The organism is Trinickia mobilis, assembly GCF_017315705.1.
GTDB lineage: Bacteria > Pseudomonadota > Gammaproteobacteria > Burkholderiales > Burkholderiaceae > Trinickia_A > Trinickia_A mobilis.
Genome location: NZ_JAFLRF010000067.1, coordinates 1 through 24,866 on the forward strand (window position 1 = coordinate 1; position 24,866 = coordinate 24,866).

25 protein-coding genes are annotated in these 24,866 nt (G+C 61.8%); 10 read left to right on the top strand and 15 right to left on the bottom strand.

The genetic code is table 11. The features are described 5' to 3' along the window. Window positions 1-143: 143 nt before the first annotated feature. Window positions 144-965: a DUF1223 domain-containing protein gene (locus J3489_RS35435; RefSeq protein WP_207005471.1), complete on the top strand. Its 822-nt coding sequence runs from the start codon at window positions 144-146 to the stop codon at window positions 963-965. Here the strand turns inward: J3489_RS35435 and J3489_RS38670 are convergent. After that, window positions 949-1,113 (bottom strand): hypothetical protein, encoded by a 165-nt coding sequence (locus J3489_RS38670; RefSeq protein WP_309491481.1) that lies wholly within the window; start codon window positions 1,111-1,113, stop codon window positions 949-951. The genes J3489_RS35435 and J3489_RS38670 overlap by 17 nt on opposite strands. Between J3489_RS38670 and J3489_RS35440 the strand changes: the two genes are divergently transcribed. The 3 genes from J3489_RS35440 to J3489_RS35450 all read left to right on the top strand — a co-directional run bounded on the left by J3489_RS35440 (window position 1,073) and on the right by J3489_RS35450 (window position 2,849). Further along, window positions 1,073-1,636 carry a cytochrome b/b6 domain-containing protein gene (locus tag J3489_RS35440; protein ID WP_309491480.1) on the top strand — a complete coding sequence of 188 codons (564 nt, stop codon included), beginning with the start codon at window positions 1,073-1,075 and terminating at the stop codon, window positions 1,634-1,636. The genes J3489_RS38670 and J3489_RS35440 overlap by 41 nt on opposite strands. A gap of 10 nt (window positions 1,637-1,646) precedes the next feature. Further along, window positions 1,647-2,423: a molybdopterin-dependent oxidoreductase gene (locus J3489_RS35445; RefSeq protein WP_207005473.1), complete on the top strand. Its 777-nt coding sequence runs from the start codon at window positions 1,647-1,649 to the stop codon at window positions 2,421-2,423. 189 nt (window positions 2,424-2,612) lie between these two features. Next, window positions 2,613-2,849, top strand: coding sequence for a pentapeptide MXKDX repeat protein (locus tag J3489_RS35450; RefSeq protein WP_207005474.1), 237 nt, complete (start codon window positions 2,613-2,615; stop codon window positions 2,847-2,849). 242 nt (window positions 2,850-3,091) lie between these two features. Here J3489_RS35450 and J3489_RS35455 read toward each other — a convergent pair whose 3' ends face one another. From J3489_RS35455 to ald, 12 genes are all read right to left on the bottom strand, one after another. Continuing rightward, on the bottom strand, window positions 3,092-3,769 hold the full coding sequence (locus J3489_RS35455) for a nitroreductase family protein (protein ID WP_207005475.1): 678 nt from the start codon (window positions 3,767-3,769) through the stop codon (window positions 3,092-3,094). A gap of 55 nt (window positions 3,770-3,824) precedes the next feature. Then, window positions 3,825-5,063, bottom strand: coding sequence for a Zn-dependent hydrolase (locus J3489_RS35460; protein ID WP_207005495.1), 1,239 nt, complete (start codon window positions 5,061-5,063; stop codon window positions 3,825-3,827). A 63-nt stretch (window positions 5,064-5,126) separates the two neighbouring features. After that, a complete protein-coding gene (locus J3489_RS35465; RefSeq protein ID WP_207005476.1) occupies window positions 5,127-6,128 on the bottom strand; it encodes a TIGR03842 family LLM class F420-dependent oxidoreductase in 1,002 nt (333 codons plus the stop codon). A gap of 37 nt (window positions 6,129-6,165) precedes the next feature. Further along, a complete protein-coding gene (npdG, locus tag J3489_RS35470; protein ID WP_207005477.1) occupies window positions 6,166-6,846 on the bottom strand; it encodes an NADPH-dependent F420 reductase in 681 nt (226 codons plus the stop codon). Continuing rightward, window positions 6,843-7,631, bottom strand: coding sequence for a coenzyme F420-0:L-glutamate ligase (cofE, locus tag J3489_RS35475; protein WP_207005478.1), 789 nt, complete (start codon window positions 7,629-7,631; stop codon window positions 6,843-6,845). Before cofE ends, npdG begins: the two co-directional genes overlap by 4 nt. After that, the gene (cofC, locus tag J3489_RS35480) at window positions 7,628-8,263 is read right to left on the bottom strand and encodes a 2-phospho-L-lactate guanylyltransferase (RefSeq protein ID WP_207005479.1); all 636 of its coding nucleotides are present in this window, start codon (window positions 8,261-8,263) and stop codon (window positions 7,628-7,630) included. Before cofC ends, cofE begins: the two co-directional genes overlap by 4 nt. Beyond that, a complete protein-coding gene (gene cofD, locus J3489_RS35485) occupies window positions 8,260-9,261 on the bottom strand; it encodes a 2-phospho-L-lactate transferase (RefSeq protein WP_207005480.1) in 1,002 nt (333 codons plus the stop codon). The genes cofC and cofD overlap by 4 nt, the downstream gene beginning before the upstream one ends. Next, complete coding sequence (gene cofH / locus J3489_RS35490) at window positions 9,254-10,564, bottom strand: 5-amino-6-(D-ribitylamino)uracil--L-tyrosine 4-hydroxyphenyl transferase CofH (RefSeq protein WP_207005481.1); 1,311 nt, start codon at window positions 10,562-10,564, stop codon at window positions 9,254-9,256. The genes cofD and cofH overlap by 8 nt, the downstream gene beginning before the upstream one ends. Beyond that, complete coding sequence (gene cofG / locus J3489_RS35495) at window positions 10,561-11,730, bottom strand: 7,8-didemethyl-8-hydroxy-5-deazariboflavin synthase CofG (RefSeq protein ID WP_207005482.1); 1,170 nt, start codon at window positions 11,728-11,730, stop codon at window positions 10,561-10,563. Before cofG ends, cofH begins: the two co-directional genes overlap by 4 nt. A gap of 80 nt (window positions 11,731-11,810) precedes the next feature. Then, on the bottom strand, window positions 11,811-13,232 hold the full coding sequence (hydA, locus tag J3489_RS35500; RefSeq protein WP_207005483.1) for a dihydropyrimidinase: 1,422 nt from the start codon (window positions 13,230-13,232) through the stop codon (window positions 11,811-11,813). 143 nt (window positions 13,233-13,375) lie between these two features. Beyond that, entirely contained in the window at window positions 13,376-14,881 is a 1,506-nt protein-coding gene (locus J3489_RS35505) for a CoA-acylating methylmalonate-semialdehyde dehydrogenase (protein ID WP_207005484.1), read from the bottom strand. A gap of 97 nt (window positions 14,882-14,978) precedes the next feature. Continuing rightward, window positions 14,979-16,094, bottom strand: a complete 1,116-nt coding sequence (gene ald / locus J3489_RS35510; protein WP_207005485.1) for an alanine dehydrogenase — start codon at window positions 16,092-16,094, stop codon at window positions 14,979-14,981. A 420-nt stretch (window positions 16,095-16,514) separates the two neighbouring features. Between ald and J3489_RS35515 the strand changes: the two genes are divergently transcribed. The 6 genes from J3489_RS35515 (at window position 16,515) to J3489_RS35540 (ending at window position 22,970) form a co-directional block, all read left to right on the top strand. Further along, window positions 16,515-17,177, top strand: coding sequence for a GntR family transcriptional regulator (locus tag J3489_RS35515; RefSeq protein WP_207005486.1), 663 nt, complete (start codon window positions 16,515-16,517; stop codon window positions 17,175-17,177). Window positions 17,178-17,400: 223 nt separating this feature from the next. Further along, window positions 17,401-18,717, top strand: a complete 1,317-nt coding sequence (locus J3489_RS35520) for an MFS transporter (protein WP_207005487.1) — start codon at window positions 17,401-17,403, stop codon at window positions 18,715-18,717. Between the two features lie 170 nt (window positions 18,718-18,887). Beyond that, on the top strand, window positions 18,888-19,673 hold the full coding sequence (locus J3489_RS35525; RefSeq protein ID WP_207005488.1) for an SDR family oxidoreductase: 786 nt from the start codon (window positions 18,888-18,890) through the stop codon (window positions 19,671-19,673). A 10-nt stretch (window positions 19,674-19,683) separates the two neighbouring features. Then, entirely contained in the window at window positions 19,684-20,817 is a 1,134-nt protein-coding gene (locus J3489_RS35530) for a pyridoxal phosphate-dependent aminotransferase (protein ID WP_207005489.1), read from the top strand. Window positions 20,818-20,838: 21 nt separating this feature from the next. Further along, the gene (locus J3489_RS35535) at window positions 20,839-21,720 is read left to right on the top strand and encodes an alpha/beta fold hydrolase (protein WP_207005490.1); all 882 of its coding nucleotides are present in this window, start codon (window positions 20,839-20,841) and stop codon (window positions 21,718-21,720) included. Continuing rightward, the gene (locus J3489_RS35540) at window positions 21,717-22,970 is read left to right on the top strand and encodes a M20 family metallo-hydrolase (protein WP_207005491.1); all 1,254 of its coding nucleotides are present in this window, start codon (window positions 21,717-21,719) and stop codon (window positions 22,968-22,970) included. The genes J3489_RS35535 and J3489_RS35540 overlap by 4 nt, the downstream gene beginning before the upstream one ends. Window positions 22,971-23,023: 53 nt before the next feature. Here the strand turns inward: J3489_RS35540 and J3489_RS35545 are convergent, their stop codons facing one another. Next, entirely contained in the window at window positions 23,024-23,908 is an 885-nt protein-coding gene (locus J3489_RS35545) for an NAD(P)-dependent oxidoreductase (protein WP_207005492.1), read from the bottom strand. Window positions 23,909-23,964: 56 nt separating this feature from the next. Continuing rightward, window positions 23,965-24,866 (bottom strand): aldehyde dehydrogenase family protein (locus tag J3489_RS35550; protein WP_207005493.1); only part of this gene is annotated, 902 nt, incomplete at its 5' end.

Consider the following 24,866-nt stretch of genomic DNA (forward strand, 5'->3'; position numbering starts at 1 on the left):
GAAAGGAACGCGGTTCCTAGACGTCGGCCAGTGTTTCCGGCCTCATCCCGAGCGCAGCAAAAAAAATTTTCACGGCGTGTGTCATATCGGCACCGCCAGTCCGACAAACGACCGTAACGACTTTCCACCATCGGGAGCCTGTCATGCAACTGTCTTCATATCGACCCACCGGTAAACGGCTGGCGCGGTGTTGCGCGTTTTTTGTCGCGCTGGCGGTGAGTGGATTGGCACAGGCGGCCACTGCCATTCGCACCGCACACAGCCCCGCGCACCGGGTCGCGCTAGTCGAGTTGTACAGCAGCGAAGGTTGCGACAGCTGCCCGCCTGCAGACCATTGGCTCGGCCAGTGGAAGGCGGGTGGGCAGTCGGAGGGCATCGTGCCGCTCGCGCTGCATGTGGACTATTGGGACGACCTCGGTTGGAAGGACCGATTCGGGAATCATGCGTTCACGGAGCGCCAGCAGCGCTTGGCCCACATCGCAAACAGCCCTACCGTCTACACGCCTGAAGTATTCGTGTCGGGAAAGGAACTGCGCAGCTGGTCGGACCCTGCGAGCTTCGCGAGCCGCGTCAAGGCCATCGACGCGCAGCCGGCACAGGCTGACATCGAGCTCAGTCTGGCCCCGGCGGCGGCGAATGCGCCTGCGAACTACGACCTCGACGCACGCTTCAAGTCCCGTACGAACGAACCGTTGAATGCCTATGTCGCCGTCTACGAGAACTCGCTGACTTCGCATGTACTGGCCGGCGAAAACGGAGGCGTGACCTTGCACCACGAACGTGTGGTGCGCCAGTGGATCGGGCCGGTGTCGCTCGTCGGCGGCAGCGCGCACATTCATCAGGCGGTGGCAATCGGAACGCCTGGATCCGCGCTGCCGGCGAACAACTACGGCGTTGCCGCATTCGTCGAAAACGCCAACTCCGGTGAAGTGCTGCAAGCGACCGATCTCACGTCGTTTCAATGAGCGGACCGCGACTTCTTTCGGAGCGATTCGCGATGACCCATCCTTTCACCGAAGCCACGACGGCGGCCAGGCCGACGACGACCGAGCCCCCGAACCACGCGGTTTGGGTGCGCGTCACCCATTGGCTGAATGCCTTGGCTGCGATCACGATGATGCTCTCGGGATGGCGGATCTACGATGCTTCGCCGATTTTCCGAAGCATCGAGATCCCCACCTCGATCACGTTGGGCGGCTGGCTGGGCGGCGCGCTGCAATGGCATTTCGCCGCCATGTGGCTGCTGGTTGCCAACGGCGCAGTGTATCTCGTGCTCGGTCTGACAACCGGACGTCTGCGTCGAAGATTCTGGCCGATCTCGCCCGCCGCCGTTTTCCGCGACTTTGTCGCGGCCCTCTCGGGAAAGCTGTCGCATGCTGATCTGAAACACTACAACGCCGTCCAGAAACTGGCCTACCTGTTCGCGACTTGCGACCTAATCGTTCTGGTGCTGTCCGGGCTCGCCATTTGGAAGTCGGTGCAGTTCCCTCTGCTGCGCGAGTTGATGGGCGGCTACGATTCGGCGAGGGTCGTCCATTTTTGCGCGATGTCGTTGATGGCGGGATTCATCGTCGTCCATCTCGCGATGGTGGTGCTCGTGCCGCGTTCTTTGCTCGCCATGATTCGCGGGCGCTAGGAGAGACGAAGTGAAGACGACCCGAGGGAAATTGCACGGAATAGACCGCGAATCGGTTCTGCTCGAGGCTCGCAAAACGCTCGCGCAGCCGTCACGGCGCTTGTTTGCCCAGCGCGCGCTCACGCTCGGGGGGCTGGCGATGCTGACCGGCTGCTCGCTCAGCGACGACAAGTCGGTGGAAACGTTCTTGTCGGCCGTCTCGCGCCTCAACGACCGGGCCCAAGGCTGGCTGTTCGACCCGACCAAGCTCGCGCCGACCTACACCGAAGCGCAGCTCACGAGACCTTTCCCGTTCAACGCGTACTACGGCATCGACGAAGTGCCCGACGTGGACGCTTCGACCTACCGCCTGAAGCTGAGTGGCCTCGTGACAGGAAAACGCGTCTGGACATTACCCGAGCTGTACGCGCTTCCGCGCGCGGAGCAGATCACGCGCCACATCTGCGTCGAGGGCTGGAGCGCGATCGGGCGCTGGGGGGGAACGCCGTTCGGGGATTTTCTGCGGCGAGCGGGAGCGGATACGAGCGCCAAGTATGTCGGCTTCAAGTGTGCCGACGACTACTACGAAAGCATCGACATGCCTACCGCCTTGCATCCGCAGACGCTCCTTTCGTTGGAATACGATGGCGAGCGTCTGCCGGCGAAATACGGGTTTCCAATGAAGCTACGAATTCCTACCAAGCTGGGATACAAGAATCCCAAGCACATCGTTGAGATCTTCGTCACCAATACCTATCCCGGCGGCTATTGGGTGGACCAGGGGTATAACTGGTTCGGCGGCGCCTAGAGAGAAAAAACTGCGTCTAACGGGCGTGCAAACACGTAAACGAAATTGTCGAACCCAATTTATTAATCGCACCTGGTGGCGAAGCGCATCAAGCGCCTGCACGAGCTTTCGTGCGGCAGTATTTCCACGAAGCATTGAAGTATCCGGCGAAGCCGGCTTTTTTTTCCCAACTGGTACAGGAGTGATGTCATGAAGAAATTGGCTGTTGCAGCTTTGGCTACGATGTTCTTGTCGGTCGGCACGGTAGCGCTCGCGCAAGATAAGAGCGCGATGTCCCACGACGATATGTCCAAGGACGCCATGCACAAGGATAAGATGTCGCATGACGCGATGTCCAAAGACACCATGCACAAGGACACGATGTCCAAGGACGCGATGTCGCACGACACGATGTCCAAGGACACGGCGCCGAAGGGCAGCGATTAAGCCTAGCGGCACGCGAAGGCAGCGCATGATTCGTCCAGGATCGAGGCGGNGACACGGCGCCGAAGGGCAGCGATTAAGCCTAGCGGCACGCGAAGGCAGCGCATGATTCGTCCAGGATCGAGGCGGATCGGCATCGGGATCGGATCATGCGCGAGGTTCCGCCAGTTCACACGCACTGATGGAGGGATGGGTGCGCGTGCCTGGCGATGTCTTCTGACGTCGGCTCGCGCTCCAGCACGGATTCAGGCGAAGCGGATAATCTCACTGATGGGCCGGCGCGAAAAAGGCTTCCCGCCGTTAGCCGGCCAACCCATGGTAATGAGCGAATGCGGCTCCCAGTCTTGAGGCAGCTCGAGGGCATGGGTAACCACTTCGGGACAAAACAACGGAGCACACATCCAGCAAGCTCCAAGGCCAGCGGCGTGCGCAGCCACGAGAAGGTTTTGCACGGCCATCGCTGTTCCCTGGATCGCCATAATCTTTTCTGCTTCGTTGCGCAGTCGGTCGGGATATCTGTCCATATCAACGACGGTAGTGCACACGACGATCGCCGCCGGTGCCTGCGTGATGCGATCGAACGAACGACGCACGTCGATGTCTACCGCGTGCGCATCGTCACAGTCGGCCAGACGGTCGGCACGTAGCCTTTCGCCCATAGCCTGTGCCAGTCTGGTCTTCGCTTCTCCAGTGTTAAGAACCGCGAATCGCCATGGTTGGCGATTGTGCGCCGACGGCGCGGTGATTGCGATTGCCAATAGATCAAGAATGGTCTTGGTCGAGACGGGTTCCGGAAGGTAACGCCGAATGGAACGTCGTGTCGTCAGCAAATGAGCAGCTTTAGCGAAGTCCGGGACGTCGGCCTGTTCGAAGAAGTCTGTCCTCGGCTCGGCAACTTTCAACAAGATTTCCGAGTTATTCATTCATTTGCTCCGATTGGCTCCGCAATCAACGTGGGGCATGACGACCGGCTCTTCCTTATGTCGCCGCCCCCGCGCGTCCGAGCATGGCGTGCAGCAAGACGTTGCAACCTGCCTCGATATGCTCTGGCTTGGCGTCTTCTATTTCGTTATGGCTCACACCGTCCTTGCACGGCACGAAGATCATGCCCGCCGGCGCGACGCGCGCGACATAAATTGCGTCATGCCCCGCCCCCGACACGACGTCCATGTGCGAATAGCCTAGCGTGTCGGTCGCGCGGCGCACCGCATCGATGCAATCGCTATGAAACGGACATGGAGGATAGTGGGAAACCCGCTCGATATGAATCGCCAGTCCGCTTTCACGCCGGACGGTGTCGATGTATGTCATCAGCTCTTCGTGCATGCGATTCAACTGATCATTGCTGACATTGCGCAGATCGATGCTGAAATTGACCTTGCCCGGAATGACGTTACGGCTGTTGGGAAACACTTGTACGAATCCAACCGTGCCGCGTCCATATGGCGGATGGCGATTGGCGATCTCCACGACCTGTCCCATGATGCGATTGGCCGCCTGCAAGGCATCCTTGCGCAGCGGCATGGGCGTGGGGCCCGCATGCGCCTCCATGCCGGTGACTTCGCAGTCGTACCATGACAAGCCCAGTACCGCCGGCACGACGCCGATCACCTTGCCGGAGTCCTCGAGCACCGGCCCTTGTTCGATGTGCGCCTCGAAATACGCATCTACCGGATGCTCCCCGGGCACCTCAGCGCCAACGTAGCCGATCCGCGCAAGCTCTTCGCGGACGCTTTTGCCGTCGATGTCACGGGCCGCATAGGCATGCTCGAGCGTGAACGCGCCGCAGAACACGCCCGATCCCATCATCACCGGCACGAAGCGGGAGCCCTCTTCATTCGTCCAGATGGCGATTTCGATTGGCGCATGGGTCTGAATCCCCGCGTCATTCAGCGTACGCACCACCTCGAGCGCGGCGAGCACGCCGTAGTTGCCGTCGAATTTCCCACCAGTCGGCTGGGTGTCGATATGGCTGCCGGCAATGACGGGCGCGCGCGCCGGATCGCGGCCGGCACGGCGCATGAAGACGTTGCCGATGCGGTCGACCGTGACAGCCAGGCCGGCAGCACGCCCCCACCCGACCACCAGATCGCGTCCCTGCTTATCGAGCTCCGTTAGCGCGAGACGCTTGACCCCACCCTTGGGCGTCGCGCCGATCTCGGCAAGTTCCATTAGCGAGCGCCATAGGCGCTGACCATCGATCCTCAAATGTTTCATCATTGACGTTCCTTGTGCATGAGATCAAGACCTGATACGCGACGTCCTTAACGGCACCGTCGCTCAACGGAACGCCGGAATCACCTTGTCGCCGTACGTCTCGATGATTTCGGCCTCTTTACCGTTGTCGAGGTAAATGTTGAATTGCGTCACGCCCGCCGCCTCGAGCGCGCGGATTTTTTCGATATGCTGCTCGGGCTTCCCAAGCACGCAGAAGCTTTCGACCACATCGGGCGTAATGAAATCCAGGAAAGGATTATCAGTCTGGCCGTGTTTCGAATAGTCATAACCGCGGCGTTTCTCGATGTACGAGGTCAGGCTCTTCGGCACCAGCCCCGAGTCCTTGCCGTATTTGTCGACGATATCCGCGACGTGATTGCCCACCATCGCCGGGAACCACCTGGTCGCCTCGATACATTCGTCCATCTCGCCGAAGTAAGCCGGCGCCGCGGCCACTACGCCAAAGGTGGACATATCGCGGCCGGCGGCCTTACCAGCCGTCAGCGTTTGGTCGGCAAACCACTTGCACAAGCTGGGATCGGCAATCTGCAAAATCACGCCGTCGCCAGATTCGCCGGCGCATTTGAGCGCAATAGGGCCATACGCGGCAATCCATACCGGCAGTTCGTAACCATTGGCCCACGGAAACTTCACCGGCGCCGCGGCCCCTTCGTACGTCACCTCCTCACCTCGCACCATCGCTTTGACCTTGCGCGTAAATTCGGCCACGCGCTCCATCGAAGCCGGCTTTTGTCCCATCACGCGCCGTGAACTGTCACCGCGGCCCAAGCCGATATCGATGCGACCATTCGACTGTAGCGCCAAGCTGCCGTAAAGCGATGCGGCGAGCGACCATTCACGCACGTCCGGGTTGGTCACGCATGGCGCGAACCGCATCTTTTGCGTGTGTTCCATGCACATCGCCATCGCAACAAACGCTTCACGCCACAGGACGTGTGAATCGTAGAACCAGCAATATTCAAAGCCGTGGCTTTCGGCAAGCCGCACCAGCGTGCGTGCGCGATCAGGGGCCACAAAGCCCTTAAAACAAATACCGAATTGCATAGTGACTGTCCTTTTTTGGGGTGAGGATGATGGGGGGCTATGCCGGTGCGCCTGGCGCCCAAATACGGATACCGGCGTGACTGAACGGCACTTTCTTGCTGATATTGAAGCGGATCAACATGGGCGTGATCGCTTCGACGCAGCGCGCGCTGGAGGCCGGTCCCGCGTAGTAGGCCGTCACGCCTAGTTGCGCCACCAGGTCCATCACCGTCTGCGCTGCCTCGACGTCGTTGCCGCATGCCAGCACATCGCAATTGATGGGTTGATCGAGTTGATTAAGCGTATGCGCCGAAACGTTGTGCAATGCACCGACCACTCTCACGTTGTTCCCCAACAGCGCCTGAGCCGCTTCGGTAGCCGAACCCTCCGGCGGCATGGCAACGGTTTTCGGATCGTTCGGCGCGAGCGGCACGACGAGATCGACCAGAATCTTGCCGTCGAGCAACGGTGCAATTGAGCGCAAAGTGGTGTCATGGCCCGTATACGGCACTGCCAGCATGACCACCTCGCCGGCCGCACGCACGGCTTCCTCGTTCTCGTAACCTTCGATCGACGCCCGCCCTGCCCGGCCATCGAGCTTCGCGTTCAAGGCCGCCGCGATCTCCGCACTGCGCGAGCGGTCGCGCGAGCCTAGCGCCACCGCTACGCCGGCCTGGGCAAAGCGCAGAGCGAGGCCTTGTCCTTGCGGTCCAGTACCGCCAAGTATTGCCAGCTTCATTGGAATAGATCCTCCTTGGATGAACGCACGATCTGTCTGGCGTGTGCAGCGGGATCGACCTCCCAGTCCAGACCGCGAACGACGATAGCCGGGGTGAAACTGTCCTTGCCCATCAGCAGCCCGGCCGCTGCAGCCAGTTCGTCAACCAACGCAGGCTGCGAGATCCGCATCGGTCGGCCGTAGGCATCGGGACGGCCCACCCAGTTCACGAGCGCAGGCACATTGGCCACGCCGATGGCGACATTGACAAGCCCGTGGCGCCAAGGCCGCCCGAAGGTATCGCTCACGATCACGCCCGCCGTGACACCCGCCCGGGCCGCCACGGTATCGGCAATCCGGCGCGCGCTTGCATCGGGGTCGTCAGGCAGAAGCAACAGCGTGCCCTCTTCACCGACGTTGGACTCGTCAATCGCGGCGTTCGCGCAAACCCAACCGTGACGATGGCGGGTGATCACCACACCGTCGGGCGGCAATGCTGAAAGGCGCATCACCTCGACCGACTCATCGAGCATCGCTTGAACCTTGCGTGGATCCTTGCCGCTGGCATGCGCGTAGACCCGCGCCTCGGTGCCCGGCACGATGTCGGAGAGGCGCCGTGTGCGCCCCTCGGCTTTCGAGACGATCTTTTGCGCGACCACGACGATATCGCCGGCATGCCAGCTCTCGCCCGCGTGCGCCATTGCGTCGTCGATCAACGTGCCGACGTCGTCGCCGCGGCGGACCTCCGGAATACCGGGCAACGCGAACAATCGCAGGGAAGCGCCGATCGGGCTTACATGGCTCATGACGGTACTCCTGTCGTCGTTGCGCAGGCTTCGTGTCCTCTACGCCGATGATGGACCAGCGCCAGACAGTCATCCGGGGTGTCGATGTCGTGACCGATAAACGGCAACCGGCAACGCGCCACACTCAGTCCGTGCGTATGCGCCGCGGCTTCGTGAAGATCGGCCGATCCGGTGCCGTAGCTGAATTCAAAAGGGCGCGGCGGCGTCATGATCAGCATATTGGTGCCGCCATCGTGCGCCTCGGCCAGCGCGACGTTCACGCGCAACGAAAGCGTCAGCACATGCTCGACTTCCTCGCGCAGCCAGATCGGAATGTCGGCCGGCACGATGATGAGACGCCCGTACGAGCGTGCGCCGGCATAAGCCGCGGCGCGCGCAGCCGCTGCGTTGAGTCCGCGCTCGCCGGCTTCACGCAATACGATCGCGCCACCTTCGCGTGCGCACCGCGCAATCGTCTCTGAGGCTGTCACCACCACGACGTCGAAGTCCGCGCAGGCATGATGGAAAAACGCCAGCGTCCTCTCGAAGAGCGCCATGGCAAGCCGGCTGCGCTCAGGGGTTTCGAAGACAGATGCCAGGCGCGTCTTCGCGCGCAGTGGATCCTTCATCGGAATCGCGACCAGCGTTTTCATGATGCCGCTCCTATCCGACGCGCCTCGCACCGCATCGGTGCGCCGCGCAATGTTTGAGACCACGCGAGCAGTTGCCGCGCCAAGAAAGCCGCATGCTCGCGTTCGTGAATCAGCGTCCTAGCCGCCAGCACCGCCAGGCCGCCCGCGCGTAACGCCGGCACATCGCCCGCGTCGCTGGCGTCGACCACCAAGCCGTCGATCAAGCCGCTGTAGCGCTCTGCGATCCCCTCATTTCCCTCTGTGAGTCCCATATCGGCAAGCATGCGATCCAGCGGCCCCTTGATCGCCTTGCCGTTGATCAGCGGCGACACCGCGATACAGGGGGCCTGTGCGGCGCGCAGCGCTTGGCGCACTCCAGGCAGCGCCAGCATCGGTTCAATCGACAGCAGAGGATTCGACGGTGCGATCACGATGAGGTCGGCGTGCTCGATCGCCTCCATCACTTCAGGTGTCGCGCATCCCTCTTGCGCGCCCGCGTAATGCAGCCCGCGCACCGCCGGCTTCGCACGTTCCGCCACAAACCATTGCTGGAACCGCAAAACCGCACCGTCGATTTCGATTTCGGTCGGAGTGGGCGTATCGGTCGCCGGCAGCAGGCATGCCGTGAGGCCCATGCGTTGCGCCGCCTCGCGCATCACATCGGTCAGCCGTGCGCCTTGGGCCAAGCGCCACGAGCGGTAGATGTGCAGCCCGAAATCGGCGTCGCCGAGTTTCATCCATGTCGGCGCGCCTAGCATCGACAGCGTGTCGAGCACCCGGGTGGTGTCGGCGGCAACACCCCAGCCCTGCTGGGGATCGACGGCCCCCGCCAACGTGTAAAGCAGGGTGTCCAGATCGGGGCAGACTTGCAAACCGTAAAAGCGCTCGTCGTCGCCCACATTGGCGACGATCGTCAACGCGCCGGACCGGAGCACGGCATCGAAGCCTGCCGCCATGCGCGCGCCGCCAACGCCGCCGGCCAGCAACACGACACGAGACCCGCGGAGGCGATCATCCATGGGCCGTCTCCGCCTGGTTAGGCGAATGAGCCGTCCGGCGCGGACGAATGAATTGAATCGGGTCATACGGGCGCGGTTTGAGCGGCACGAGCGCGACCGGATCGTGGTCCGCATAGCGTTCAAGCGGCGCGTACAGCGTGCTGCGCCTCAATGGCTCGCGCCCCGCATCGCGGATGATCTGCACCATCTCGGCGGCGGTAATCTCTTCGCCGAATGAAGCGCCGGCCGAGCGCGAAATCGATTCGTCCATCAAGGTGCCGCCGAAATCGTTGGCCCCGGCCGAGAGCAACGCTTGACCCACCTGCGGGCCGAGCTTCACCCACGACACTTGAACGTTTTCGATCCATCCAGCCAACATCAGGCGCGCCACCGCGTGCATCTTGAGATGTTCGACGAGCGTCGCACCGGGACGCACGCCCGGTATTTCGCGCTCGATATAAAGCGGCGCCTCGCTATGCACGAATCCAAGCGGCACGATTTCGGTGAAACCGCCGGTATCCTTCTGTATCGCGCGCAGCAGATCGATATGCGCCGCCCAATGCCGCGGCCCGTCGATATGACCGTACATGATCGTCGAAGTACTACGCAGCCCAACGCCATGCGCGGCGCGGACGATCTCGATCCAAGCTCGCGCCGATAATTTGTCGCGCGTCAGCTGGCGGCGCACCTCGGTATCGAGAATCTCGGCCGCGGTGCCGGGAATCGAACCGAGACCTGCAGCCTTGAGTTCGCCAAGAAAATCAACGACGCTCATGCGACGCTTTTTTGCGCCATACCAGATTTCAAACGGCGAAAAAGCATGAATGTGAAGCGCGGGTACGCGTGCCTTGATCGCGGCGACGATGTCGCGATAGTACGTGCCAGGCAGGTCCGGGTGCAGTCCGCCCTGGATGCAGACTTCGGTGGCGCCGCGCTGCCATGCCACCTCGGCCCGGTGCGCGATTTCGTCCAAATCGAGCCATTCCGCGCCCGCTTCCCCGCGGCGCTTGGAGAAACCGCAAAAGCGGCACCCCATATTGCAGACGTTGGTGAAATTAATGTTGCGCGTCACCACGAAGCTCACGGTGTCGCCGACGCGCTGGCGGCGCACATGGTCGGCCGCGGCAATCACGGCCTTGAGATCGTCGCCCTCGGTGGCAAACAGCACTTCGCCATCCGCGCGCGACAATTCCGCGCCGTTCAGGTGACGCTCAAGCACCGCCCGCACAACGGGCGCGGCCCGCCCCAGCGCCGCGGAGGGATCGTTCACGGTTCTCTGGGCCGCGAGATATTCAAGCCAGTCCCGCTCAGTCAGCAGGTTCATGCCGGACACTCCTCTTGAATGCCGACGCCCGACTGCGCCCCGACGTACTGGAGCCTTGCAAGCCCGTCGGCCCGGGCCGCACGCGCCAGCGCGGCGGCCGGCCGTGGTGCGAGAAAACCCGCTGAGGGAGAGATGTAACGCGGATACACCGTAAGTCTCTCGGACAAGTCAAAACCCCGTACACGGCAGCGGCGCGCGACCTCTCCGATCGCCGGCCATGCGCGCTCGGGGTTGATGTGATCGGCTGTAAGCGGCGATATCCCACCCCAGTCGTTGATGCCGGCGTCGAGATAGCGCTCGAACGATTCGGAAAGGTTGGGCGGCGCTTGAAGCGAGATTTCCGGCGGCAGGACGAGGCGGGCCAGCACCAGCGTCTTCAGGACGTCGTCGAGCCCGGGTTCTTCCCATTGGGCCATCGGCGTACCCGGCTTCGCGCGAAAGTTCTGCACGATGACCTCCTGGATGTGACCGTGGCGACTGTGCAGTTCCGCGATGGCCAACAGGCTGTCAAGCCGCTCCTCCCATGTTTCACCAATGCCGATCAAAATGCCCGTGGTGGTGGGAATGCGCTCGGCACCCGCAAGCTCGAGCGTGCGCAACCGCTGCACCGGCACTTTGTCGGGGCACGCATGATGCGCCATGCCACGCTGCAACAGCCGTCTGCTGACGTTCTCGAGCATCAAACCGACGCTGCCGCAGACCTCCTTCAATCGTTGCAACTCCGCGTGGGACAGCGTGCCGGCGTTGACGTGCGGAACCAGCGAGGTTTCCGTCAATACGCGCTCGCACATCGCAATCACATAGTCCGTCGTCGTCGAGTAGCCGAGCGCATCGAGCATCGCCCGTGCCTGCGGATATCGCAGTTCGGGTTTCTCTCCCAATGAGAAAAGCGCCTCTTTGCACCCGAGCTGCTCGCCGCGCCGCGCGAGCGCCATCACCTCCGAGGGCAGCAGAAATCCTGCGCCCGGCTCGTCCGGCTGACGAGCAAAGGTGCAGTAACCACATTGATCGCGGCACAGGTTCGTCAACGGAATGAACACCTTGCGCGAATACGTGGCCGCGTGCCCCCACGTACCCGCGCGAATAGCGCATGCTGCCTCCATTCCGGCACGCAACTCCGCCGCATCGGCGTGTTCCAGCGCCAATCCATCAGCTCTGCTTAACATTCATGCATCCTCGTTCCGTTTTAGGAAAGGCGACCCATGCGCCATTCTCGTAGGCGTGCTGTCTCGGCTCGAATATCCTTTTAATTGACGGAGACTCGACTGCGTCCAAGGGCCTCGAACATCGCGCCAAACGCAGGCCGCTCCACGTAGTGACCGGCCCCCTCGACGGCGCGCAACTCACCACGCTCGCAAACCAAGCGCCCGCCGCTCACCGTATGGCTAGGTATGCCGCGCACGGTGCGGCCCTCGAAGACGTTAAAGTCGCCTTTGCTGCGCTGTGTCTTTGCCGAGATCGTGCGCGTCCCCTGCGGGTCCCATACGACGAGGTCCGCGTCGGCTCCCGCTGCGACGGCTCCCTTGCGCGGATACATATTGAAAATCTGCGCCGCATTGGCAGACGTGATCCGAACGAACTCGGATGGGGTAAGGCGCCCCGTATTGATTCCCGCGTCCCAGATGACGGACAGGCGGTCTTCAATCCCGCCGCAGCCGTTCGGGATCTTGGTGAAATCATGCCGCCCCTTCGCTTTTTGGTCCGCGCAGAAAACGCAATGATCCGTCGCGGTGGTTTGCAAATTGCCGCTTTGCAAACCGCGCCACAGCGCCGCTTGGTGGTCCTTCGAACGAAAGGGCGGACTCATCACGTGTCCGGCAGCGAAATCGAAATCCGGATGGCTATAGACGCTGTCATCAATCGTCAGATGTCCGGCCAGCACCTCGCCAAACACGCGTTGCCCGGACGCGCGCGCCCGCGCGATCGAGTCGGCCGCCTCGGCGCACGATACATGGACAATGTACAGGGGCGCATTGAGCACATTGGCAATGGCGATTGCCCGCTGCGCCGCCTCGGCCTCGACAGCAGGCGGACGCGACAGCGGATGCGCTTCGGGGCCGGGGACCCCGCGGCGCAGTAAATCCTGCTGCAATTGAAAAACGAGTTCGCCGTTCTCCGCGTGCACCGTGGGTACGGCGCCGAGTTCGAGCGCTCGTCGGAAGCTGTTCACCAGCACCTCATCGTCGGCCATGATGGCGTTCTTGTACGCCATGAAGTGCTTGAAACTGTTCACGCCGCACTCGCGGACCAGGGTGCCCATCTCCGCGTGCACGGAATCGTCCCACCAGGTCACGGCCACGTGGAAGGTATAGTCGCTCGCCGCGTGCTCGGCCCAGCCGCGCCAGGTGCGATAGGCTTCCAGGAGGGATTGCCGCGGTTCCGGAATCACGAAATCCATGATGGTCGTCGTGCCGCCCGCCAGACCGGCCGCGGTGCCGCTGTAAAAATCGTCGGCCGTCACAGTGCCCATGAACGGGAATTGCATGTGCGTGTGGGGATCGATTCCGCCTGGCATGACATACTGGCCGCCCGCGTCGATGATTTGCGCGCCTGCCGGCGCCTCAAGGCCGGTGCCTACCGCGACGATTTTTGGCCCGTCGCACAGGACGTCGGCACGAAATTCGCGATCCGCGTTGACCACCGTACCGCCTCGAATCAAGATGCTCATGTTTGATTGCCTCCTGCCTCGCGCTCGCGCGCCAGTCCTGTTCTCCCCTTCGCGGGGTTTATCGGGTGCTGCGAGCCGACTCGGCACCCGCTTTTTTTCGTTACAACGGTTGCGCGGTGCTCGAGGAGGCGCCGCGCATCTCTTTAGGCATGCTGGGGAAATGCAAACTCGACCCCTGAACTGGCAGTGTCCGGCCAACGCTGCATCACAGCCTTATGACGCGTATAGAAGCGCACACCCTCGGGGCCGTATATATGGTGATCGCCGAACATGCTGCGCTTCCATCCGCCAAAACTGCCGAATGCCATCGGAACCGGCAGCGGCACGTTGACGCCAACCATCCCTACCTGTATCTGACGGACGAACTCGTGAGCCACGCCGCCATCACGGGTGAATACCGCCACGCCGTTGCCGTACTCGTGGGCATTGATGAGATCGACCGCAGCCGACACGTCCGGCACGCGAACCACACAGAGCACCGGGCCAAAGATTTCCTCCTTGTAGATCGTCATGTCCGGCGTAACGTGGTCAAACAGCGTGCCGCCCACAAAGAATCCGCGCTGATGTTCCGGCACTTTGTAGTTGCGTCCATCGATCAGCAGCGCCGCCCCTTCTTCCACGCCCTTGCCGATCAATCTTTCAATTCGTTCCTTGGCCGCTGCCGTGATCACAGGCCCCATCTCGGCATCGGCCGCCATGCCGTCCTTGATCTTCAGCGAACGCACTCGCGCTGCGAGATCCTCGACCAGTTTGTCGGCCGCACCGCCCACCGCCACGGCCACCGAAATGGCCATGCAGCGTTCACCCGCTGCGCCGAACGCGGCGCCGATCAGCGCGTCGGTCGCCATTTTCATGTCGGCGTCCGGCATGACTACCATATGGTTCTTCGCGCCGCCCAAGGCCTGCACCCGCTTGCCTCTCGCGCTGCCGCGCGTATAGACGTATTCGGCGATCGGCGTCGAGCCGACAAAGCTGATGGCCTGCACGTCGCGATGATCAAGCAGCGCATCCACGACGACCTTGTCACCCTGCACGACGTTGAATACCCCGTCAGGCAACCCGGCCTGCTTCAGCAATTCCGCATGCAGCAACGAGGGCGACGGATCGCGCTCTGATGGCTTGAGCACGAACGTGTTGCCGCAAGCCAGCGCGACAGGAAACATCCACATCGGCACCATCGTCGGGAAATTAAAAGGCGTGATGCCGGCCACCACGCCAAGCGGCTGGCGCACAGACCAGGCGTCGATTCCGCGCGCTACCTGCTCGGTCAGCTCACCTTTGAGAAGTTGCGGAATGCCGGTTGCGAACTCCACAATCTCGATTCCGCGCGCCACCTCGGCCTTCGCGTCCGCGAAGGTCTTTCCGTGCTCGCGGGTCATCAGGGCGGCAAACTCGTCCGCATGTTGCTGCATGAGCTGAAGATACTTGAAGAGTACCCTCGCACGCGCCAGCGGCGGCTTCGCTGCCCAACTTGGAAACGCCGCCGTTGCGGCGGCCACCGCCGCCTGGAGATCGTCGGACGTGCCGAGTGCGACCCGTGCAACCGGTACGCCAAGCGCCGGATTGAATACATCCGCGTAGCGGGGACTATGAGTGTTGTCGACGCGTCGACCGCCGATATAGTGAACGATGCTATCCAGGTTGCTCATCATCTTTCCTGTCAGATTAGGTGAAGCCAAAACGAATGTTTAGGAAAACCAATAACTGCGCGTGCCGATTTCCAGGGTGCCGGCGGTTGCCTTACTCTTAGTGCAGCATGTCCTTCGCGGGGACATAGTCATGGCCAAGTTCGCGCGCCACGGCTTCATATGTCACCTTGCCAAGGCAGACGTTCAGACCGTTTTTCAAATGGGCATTGTCTTTGATCGCCTCTTTCCAACCCTTCTCAGCCAATGCGGCGGCATGGCAGATCGTGGCGTTGTTGAGGGCGAACGTCGAAGTGCGCGCCACTGCGCCGGGCATATTTGCAACACAGTAGTGAACCACTCCGTCAAGCACATAAGTGGGCTCGGCGTGCGTCGTTGCGCTGGACGTTTCGAAACAGCCGCCCTGGTCGATTGCCACATCGACGACAACCGCACCTTGCTTCATTCTCGAGATCAGGCGGCGCGTGACCAGCTTCGGTGCGGCAGCCCCCGGAATCAGCACGCCGCCGATTACCAGCTCCGCGCTCAGCACCGCCTCTTCGATCGATTGCGCGCTCGAATATTGCGTCACGATCCGATTGCCGTAGACGAGGTCCAACTGACGCAGGCGATCGACGTTCTTGTCCAGCACCGTCACGCGCGCCCCTGAGCCGACGGCCATTTGCAAGGCGTTGGTGCCGACCACGCCCGCGCCGATGATGACCACGTGTGCCGGGGCCACACCGGGAACGCCTCCCAGCAATATGCCCATGCCGCCTTTGGATTTCTCCAGGTGAGCCGCACCCGCCTGTATCGACATGCGACCGGCCACTTCACTCATCGGGGCCAGCAGCGGCAAACCGCCACCGGGACCGGTGATCGTTTCGTAAGCGATGCAGACCGCCCCCGACTTCATGAGCGCCGCGCATTGCTCAGGGTCCGGCGCCAAATGGAGGTAGGTATAAAGAATTTGCCCTTCCCGCAGCATTGCGCATTCTGCAGGCTGCGGTTCCTTGACCTTGACGATCATGTCCGCACGGCCATACACCTCTTCCGCAGAGTCCACAATCGATGCGCCTGCAGCGACGTACTGTTCATCGTGCAAACCGATTGCCTTACCGGCATCTTTTTGCACCACTACCTGATTGCCGCGCGAGCAGAGCTCGCGCACACTGGCCGGCGTTAAACCGACGCGGTATTCGTGGTTTTTGATTTCCTTTGGGACGCCAATCAACATTTTGCCTCCTCACTCTCCGGGAATGATTCCGTGCCTGCCTGCGTGGGAATGTGTTGACCATCCCCAGACGATGCGAATTTTTTCCTTGCGTAAAAATATTTGACCATCAGGAAAAGCATGAGTCGATGATAGGCAAATCGAGAGCCGCGGGACATGAACGGCCCAAAGTTATTCCGCCTACCGTGCCTATGCCGCTCGCAAACTGTTAAGTTGAAAATGGCGACACGGATTGACGCAGTGCAGCAGCATCGTCGCTCTTCAACCTCCCCTTCTTCGCGGGCGTTGCATCGGTCCATTTCGAGTTGAGCAAGGGGCGAATGTTCGCTGAGTTCACAGGGGCGTATCTGAAACGGTTACGTGCTGTTTCATGCGACAATCAAGCCCCTGAATAAATACATCGAAGGGGCTTCGGAGATACACATGAGCACGCGAGCGGAAGAGATTCAGAAGACGCTTGAAATTGAAATCCTGTCCGGCAAACTCCCGCCCGGTTCTCGGCTGGAAGAGACCGAGCTTTCCGAGCGCTTTGAATGCTCCCGTACGCCGATCCGGGAAGCGCTGCGTCAACTCGCTTCGGAAGCGCTGATTACCATGCGTTCGCGTCAGCCCGCGACGGTCGTGGCGCTGTCCGGGCGCAAGCTCCTGGAAATGTTTCAGGTGATGGCGGAACTCGAAGGCCTATGCGCACGCCTGGCCGCGCGCCGCGCGACGCCGCAGCAGATCGCGCGCCTACGCGCGACGCAAGACGAACTGCGCGGGACGCTGGATTCCAGCCAAATCGACAGCTTCTACGACATCAACCGCCGCTTTCACGAGCTCGTCTACGAGGCGAGCCAGAACGAATTCCTCGCGGATCAGACGCGCAGCCTGCGCAATCGCGTGTCGATTTATCGCAAGATGGTGACGCAGAAGGTGCGGCGACGGCTCGATACGGTCGAGGAGCACGAGCAAGTGATCGACGCCATCGAGCGCGGCGACGGCGAGGCTGCCGACAAAGCCATGTCCGCCCATGTCAATCTGCTTGGCGAGCAAATGCTGGATTTGATTGCGCTCTTCCCCGAGCCCGCCGAAACCGCCGAATAGGCGCCTCCTCGCGCGGCGCGTTCTGCTGCCGCGCGTCATTCTCCCCCCTCCTTCGCAGCCAACTGTTGTGCCCGCCACGGCGGCACACCTGCGCATTTCTAAAGAAGCGTCTTGTTTTGTATTTTTTTACGTAGTATACGAATACACAAACGCGTCATTTGGATACATACTGGCGGGTTTTCCCTAGTGGGCATATCGACACCATGAAAACAAGGAGAAGGAGATGAGCGACACGCTGCATACCGCGAGCCACGCAGGGCGAGCACAGAGGTTCGAAGATCAGACATATCGTAAGGTGACGTTGCGGATCATCCCGTTCTTGATCGTCTGCTACGTGGCCGCCTATCTGGACCGCGTGAACATCGGCTTCGCCAAGCTCCAGATGCTGAGCGACCTGCGGTTCAGCGAGACGATCTACGGGCTGGGTGCAGGCGTGTTCTTCATTGGCTACTTCCTGTTCGAGGTGCCGAGCAACCTGCTGATGCAGCGCGTCGGCGCGAAAGCGTGGATCGCACGCATCATGGTGACGTGGGCGTTGATTTCCGCCGCGTTCTTCTTCGTGCAGACGCCAATGCAGTTCTACGTGCTGCGCTTTCTGCTCGGCTCGGCGGAAGCGGGCTTCTATCCGGGCATCGTGCTGTATTTGATGCAGTGGTATCCGGCGCGCCGCCGGTCCCACGTGCTCGCGATATTCATGGTCGGCATTCCGCTCGCGGGGATCATCGGGGGGCCGCTGTCGGGCTGGATTCTGGAGTCGTTCAGCGGCTCACACGGGCATCCGGGCTGGCGCTGGCTCTTCCTGATCGAAGCCGTTCCTTCTCTGATTCTCGGGATCGTCGCGTTCCTCTATCTGCAGAACCGCCCGAGCGATGCGCGCTGGCTCACGCATGACGAAGCAGCGGTCATCGCCAACGCGCTCGACTCCACCGGGCCCCGCCACGTGCGCATTTCGGAGACGGCCGGGCAGGTGTTCCGCGATCCGCGGATGCTCCTGATGGCACTCATCTACTTCTGCGTGATCATGGGCCAGTACGGACTGACCTTCTGGATGCCCACGCTTATCAAGGCTTCCGGCGCGACAGGCGCGTTCCATATCGGCGTGCTTTCGGCGATTCCGTTCGTGGTCGGGGCGATCGCAATGGTCTCGTTCGGCAAGAACTCGGACCGTACCGGTGAACGCCGCTGGCATCTGATCGTGCCACTGCTGCTCGGCGCGCTCGGTTACGCAGTGACGGCATGGTCGGGCACGAACGTGCCGCTCGCGCTCGTGGGCTTGTCGTTGGCGGCGGCGGGTGTGCTGACGCCGGGGCCGCTCTTCTGGGCATTGCCGTCCGCGATTCTCGCCGGAACCGGCGCGGCGGCGGGCATCGCCGCGATCAACGCGTTTGCCGGACTGGCTGGGTTCGTGAGCCCGTATCTGATTGGCTGGTTGCGCGATCTCACTCACTCGTCCGTGATCGCGATGTATGTGTCCGCAGGCGTGCTCGTCGCCGGCGCCGCAATGATCCTGCTGATCCCGGCGCAACTCGTGAATCGCTGAGACACCGTTCCTCGCGGACCAAAACGGCATGCAGGTGGTGCATGTCGTTTTTTTTGCCGGCACAACGGATCTGCACGTGGCCTCGAGCGAATTTCAAGCACCATTTGTATTTACATGTGCTAGTCTATGTATTCTCTCACTAATCTCTTTGGATACAAAGGAGCCGAAACGTGGAACTGAACTTCAAAGGCAAATCCGCGCTGATCACCGGCGCGTCAAAAGGCATCGGTTTGGCGACCGCTTGGCGCTTCGCGGCCGAGGGCATCGCGGAACTGCATCTCGCGGCGCGCTCCGCCGAAGCGCTGCACCGCGCGCAAGACCAGCTCACGACCCAGCACGGCACACGCGTGCACGTGCATGCGTTGGACTTGTCGGTCACGCAAAACGCCATCGACCTCGCGCGCGATTGCGCGAATGTCGACATCCTGGTGAACAATGCAGCGGATTCCAGCCCCGGCCCGCTCGACAAAATGACCGACCAGGACTGGCGCAATAGTCTCGACATGAAGATTTTTTCTTACGTCACGCTGACGCGCGAGCTGTACGCATCGATGAAGCGGCGCGGCGGCGGCGTGATCGTCAACGACATCGGCAATTCGGGCGAAAACTGGGACGCGAACTACATCATCGGCTCGACCGGCAACGCCGCGATGATGGCCTTCACGCGCGCGGTTGGCGGCTGGGCGCTCGACGATGGGATTCGCGTGGTCGGCGTGAATCCCGGCCCCGTGGCGACCGATCGCATGGTCAAGCTGATGAAGCGCCGCGCACTCGATTGGTACAACGACGAAAGCCGTTGGGAAGAGCTCTTTGACAAATACCCCGGCAAGCGCGCCGCGCAGGCGGAAGAAGTGGCCGACTTGATCGTATGGCTCGCGTCGGATCGCGCGGCGTATATCACCGGCACGATCGTCACCATCGACGGCGGCATCGCGTCGCGCCGTTCGATCATCTGAGGGAGGCAACATGTACCGATTCGAACAACGCAACGCGTATTTTGACCGTCTCTGCAACAGCCAAGGCTTGATGTGGCTCGGCCAGAACACCAACCACTTCGAGCCGCACCCTGCCGTGCGGCAAGCCGTCATCAAAGCGTTGGACGACGGCGAGTATCACGCCTACGCGCCGCCGCTCGGCTTCGAGGAATTGCGTCAGTTGATTCGCGCCGATATCGGCTTGCCTGATGCTTCGGTGATGGTCACCGACGGCGCGGTCGAAGCGCTGTACAACGTGTGCCGCAATATCTGCGTGCCGGGCAAGGACTTCGTCACCACCAACCCGAGCTGGGCTTGGCCGATGCAATTCGCCGAGCGCGCGGGATCGCGCGTGATCGAGTTGCCGATCTACGCGCCCGAGCAGAAATACAAGCTCACGCCCGCGCAGCTGCGCGCAGCGGTGAACGAGAACACGGGCGTCATCTATCTCGTCGATCCGAACAACCCGCTCGGTACCTGCCATACCGAGGAAGAGATTCGCGAGTTCGCGGAAATCGCGCGCTCGGTGGGCGCGTACTTCATTCACGATGCAACCTACTTCCACTTCGCCGACCATTTTTCACCCGCGTATCGCTTCTATCCGGAAAGGACCATCGTCACGTATAGCTTCTCGAAGTGGCTCGGCATCGCGGGCATGCGCTTGGGCGCGGTAATCGCGCATCCGGACCTGGTCGAGCGTTTCGCATCCGCGCCGCCGAACAATCTCGGCAGCAACGTGCTTTCGCAGCGCGCGGCGATCGCCGGGCTGCGCACGAAGGGCGAATGGTTCCCCGATGTTCAGCGGCGTCAGCGACGCAATCAGGCAGCCGTCGTCGAGGCGTCGAAGAACGTCGAAGGCTTGAGTGTGCCGGTTTACCCGTCGCAGGCGAACCTGGTCGTGGTCGAGACAATCAACGCGGGCATCACGCCGGAGGCGCTCGTCGAAGCGTTTCAGGCCGAGCGCGTCATGATTCGCCAAGGCGCGTACCACACCAAGCAGTTCGGCAATCGCTTCGTGAAGGTGAGCCTCACGGTTCCGGAAAGCTGGGCGGATCGCTTCTGCGAACTCTTGCCGTCGATGGTCGAGCGTGCGCGTTCGATCACCAAGCCGACAGTTCTATTTTGACCCATCGCGGCGAGGCTGAACATGCCATATGTGAACACAGTAGATGACGTGAAGCTGTACTACGAGGAAGCGGGTGACGGCGAGCCGATCGTGTTCGTGCATGAATTCGGCGGCGACTTGCGAAGCTGGGAGCCGCAGATGCGCTACTTCAGCCGCCGCTATCGATGCATCGCGTTTGCCGCGCGCGGCTACTTGCCCTCCGATGTCCCCGAGGATATCGAGCAGTACTCGCAAGAGATCGCCGCGCGCGATATCCGCGACGTGCTCGACGGACTGAACATCGACCGCGCGCATATCGTCGGGCTGTCGATGGGCGGCTTCGCTACGCTGCACTTCGGGCTTGATTATCCGACGCGGGCGCGTTCGCTCGTCGTCGCAGGCGCGGGCTATGGCGCGGAGAAACAATTCGAGGATCATTTCCGCGGCGTGTCGCTGGAAGTCGCAAAGCAGTTCGAAGCGCAAGGGGCGAAGCAGTTCGCGCAGACGTACGCGCTCGCGGCTTCGCGCATCGCGTTTCAAGTGAAGGACCCGCGCGGGTGGCATCAATTCGCGACAACGCTCGGTGAACATTCCGCGCGCGGCTCGGCATTGACGATGCGCGGCGTGCAGGCGCGTCGTCCGTCGATATACGACCTGGAATCACGGCTGAAAGCGATGACGGCGCCCACGCTCGTCGTGGTCGGCGACGAGGACGATCATTGTTTGCAACCTGGTATCTACTTGAAGCGCACGGTGCCGGCGAGTGGCCTCGTGGTGATGCCGAAGACCGGACACACGCTGAATCTCGAGGAACCCGCGCTCTTCAATCAGCACGTCGCCGAGTTCCTGGCGACGGTCGAGCACAACCGCTGGCTGCCGCGTGATCCGCGTGCCGTGCCTGCACAGATCATGAAGACGTCATGAACGACAATACCCAAGTACGCGTGAGCGCGTTCGTTGATGAAGCGCGCCTCACCGACCGGCTCGCGGCGATGGCACGCATCGGCGCGACGGAGAACGGCGGCGTGAACCGGCAGGCGTTGTCGAAGGAGGATGCGGCGGCGCAAGCTCAGCTCGTTCAGTGGGGTGCGGCGCTCGGGCTCGCGCCTTCGCGCGATGCCGCCGGCAATCTGTTCCTGCGGCTCGAAGGAACGGATGCATCGGCCAAGCCCGTGCTCACGGGCTCGCATCTCGACAGCCAGCCGACCGGCGGCAAGTTCGACGGCGTCTACGGCGTGCTAGCCGCGCTCGAAGCCGTGGAGGCAATCGTAGCGTCGGGTGTGCGGCCGCGCGGGCCCATCGATATCGTCGCCTGGATGAACGAAGAGGGCTCGCGCTTCGCGCCGGGCATGATGGGTTCGGCGGTGTTTGCCGGTCAGCGCGGACTTGAGAATGTGCTCGCCGTGACCGATGCGAACGGCGTAACCGTCGAAGCCGCGCTTCGTGAAGTACGCGAAGCGCTGAGGCACGTGCCCGAGCGAGAATTGGGCGGACCCGTTGCCGCATATGTCGAAGCGCACATCGAGCAAGGTCCGCATCTGGAGAACGAAGGCCTGACAATCGGCGTCGTGAACGGCATCCAAGGCAAGCGGACGTTCGCGGTGCGGGTGGAAGGCGAGGCTGCGCACGCGGGCACGTCGACGCGTGCCGAACGCAAGGACGCGCTGCTCGCCGCGGTTGCGATGGTCCAGGCGCTGGCCGACGCGTTTCACGACGCGCAGGACGTCGTGAAGTTCACCGTGGGGCGCTTCGAGGTGAAGCCGAGCGCGCCGTCGGTAGTCGCGAGTCTCGTCGAGTTCTCGATTGATCTGCGCCATCCGGATTCGCAAGTCCTGCGCGATCTGGGCGACAAGGTTCGGCCGATCTGCGAAGCCAACGCGGGCGTTTGCGCGGTGCAGGTGAAGGAGCTTTCCACTGCGATGTCGCTCGAGTTTCCCGCGCCGATGCGCGGGCTTGTTCGCGCTGCCGCGCAACGCCTCGGACTCGCGCATCGCGACATCCTGTCGACGGCCGGACACGATGCGCGCTATCTGCACGCGGTGTGCCCGTCGGGCATGATCTTCGTACCGTCGCATCTCGGCTTGACGCATTGCGAGGCAGAGTTCACGTCCTCGGCCGACTCGGCCAGCGGTGCGAGAGTGCTGGCCGAAGTGTTGAGCGAACTGGCGGCGTAGGTCCCAGGGCCTGTTCACGCTAATAACAGGCCCTGGATCATAAAAGATTGAATTTAGCGGTCCGAAGCGATGCCGGCACGGGAATATGACATTTCAGCCAGTGAGGACCAGTCCTTATCCTCATAGCCGTTCGCCATTGCCTGCAGCAAACTGTCGCGAACGACACCCGCCAAGGGCAAAGGCACGCGTGCCGATTCGCCGGCTTCGAGTGCCAAGCGCACATCCTTCAAGCCGAGTGGCAATTTGAAGCCAACCGGCTCGTACTGACGCCGGCGGATAAATTCTCCATAACCCCGGTACACGCCACATGGAAACAGCGCCTCGAGGTAGACGTCCAACATCGTGTTGCGGTCGATGTCGTGAGCGGTTCCGAGCGCGGTGGCCTCCGCCATGGCTTCGATGGCCGACGCGATCATCATGTTGCCGGCTATCTTTACCAGGTTGGCCTGATACGGCCGCTCACCCACATGCCAAACTTTCTTGCTGATTGCCTCGAACACTGGCTGCAGTCTTACCACAAACACAGCCGCTCCCCCTACCACGAGGTTGAGGGTGCCTGCATGCGCCGCGTCAGGCCGGCCAAAAACCGGCGCGCCCACATAGTCCACTCCTGCTTCGGCATGTAATTCCGCAAGCTTTCTGGCGAAACGCACTGAGATCGTCGAAAGATTGACGTGCAGCAGTGGTTTTTTGACCTGATCAAGCCATCCGGTGTCAAGCAACAAGCCTTGGATGGCTTCGTCATGGGCGAGCATGGAGAGCACCACGCCATGCTGAGCGGCCTCCGCCAAGCTTGACGCTATGCTCGCGCCAAGCGTGGCCAGTTCGTCCACAGGCTCGCGAAATCGGTCCCAGACCGTAACGTCGTGTCCTGCTTTTATCAGGTTGCGGACTATGCCCGCTCCCATCGCACCGATGCCAATAAACCCAATCTTCATGAAATTATCCCTTGAGAAGTGCTTCTGATAGGAATGACTTCCGGCCATCGTTTCGATCAGCCGTACCGGCCACCGCCTGCGAACCAGTCGTTGAACTTCGGACTGGCCGAAACGACGACATTGCGCTTGATGGAATAGGATTTGAGTGCGTCCCAACCGTTCTCAACGCCGTAGCCGCTGTCGTCATACCCTCCCCATATCGAGCGAGGGTCGTTTTTGTGGTGATCATTAACCCAGATCATCCTGGCCTTGATCTTGGCCCCCACGCGGGCAGTGCGCGCGACATCCCGGGTCCAGATGGAAGCGCCCAGCGCATACGGGGAATCGTTGGCCAGGGCCAATCCGTCCTCCTCGCTGTCGAAAGGCGTCACAGCGACCACCGGACCGAACACCTCTTCCCGGAACAGTTCCATGTCAGGCGTGACATCCGCGAAAACGGTGGGCAAGACAAAATTGCCGCTGGTAAACGGCGCATCTAATCGAGGCGCGCCGCCACCAACCAACAGGCGCGCGCCTGCCGCTTTTGCTTGATCAACAAAACGTTCACTGCGTTGAAGCGACGCCGATGAAATGACGGGGCCGACGTCGGTGCTCAGGTTAGCCGGATCGCCGACTTTGAGTGCGCCGGTCCGTTCCGCGAAGGCAGCGACGAACTTGTCGTACACGCTGCGTTGAACCAGGAAGCGGCCTGCGGAAACGCAGGTCTGGCCCGATGCGACAAAGGACGCGAACACCGCGCCTGCGACTGCCTGATCAATGTCGCAATCCTCGAACACCATGACCGGTGTCTTGCCTCCCAATTCGAGCGTACACGGAATGAGCCTTTCTGCGGCCGCCGCCGCGACGCGGCGACCTGTGGCGGTGCCGCCTGTCAGGTCGATCCGCCGCACCTCGGGACTCGCGCATAGCGCCGCACCTGTGGCGCCTTCGCCAGTCACGACGTTGACGACGCCCGGCG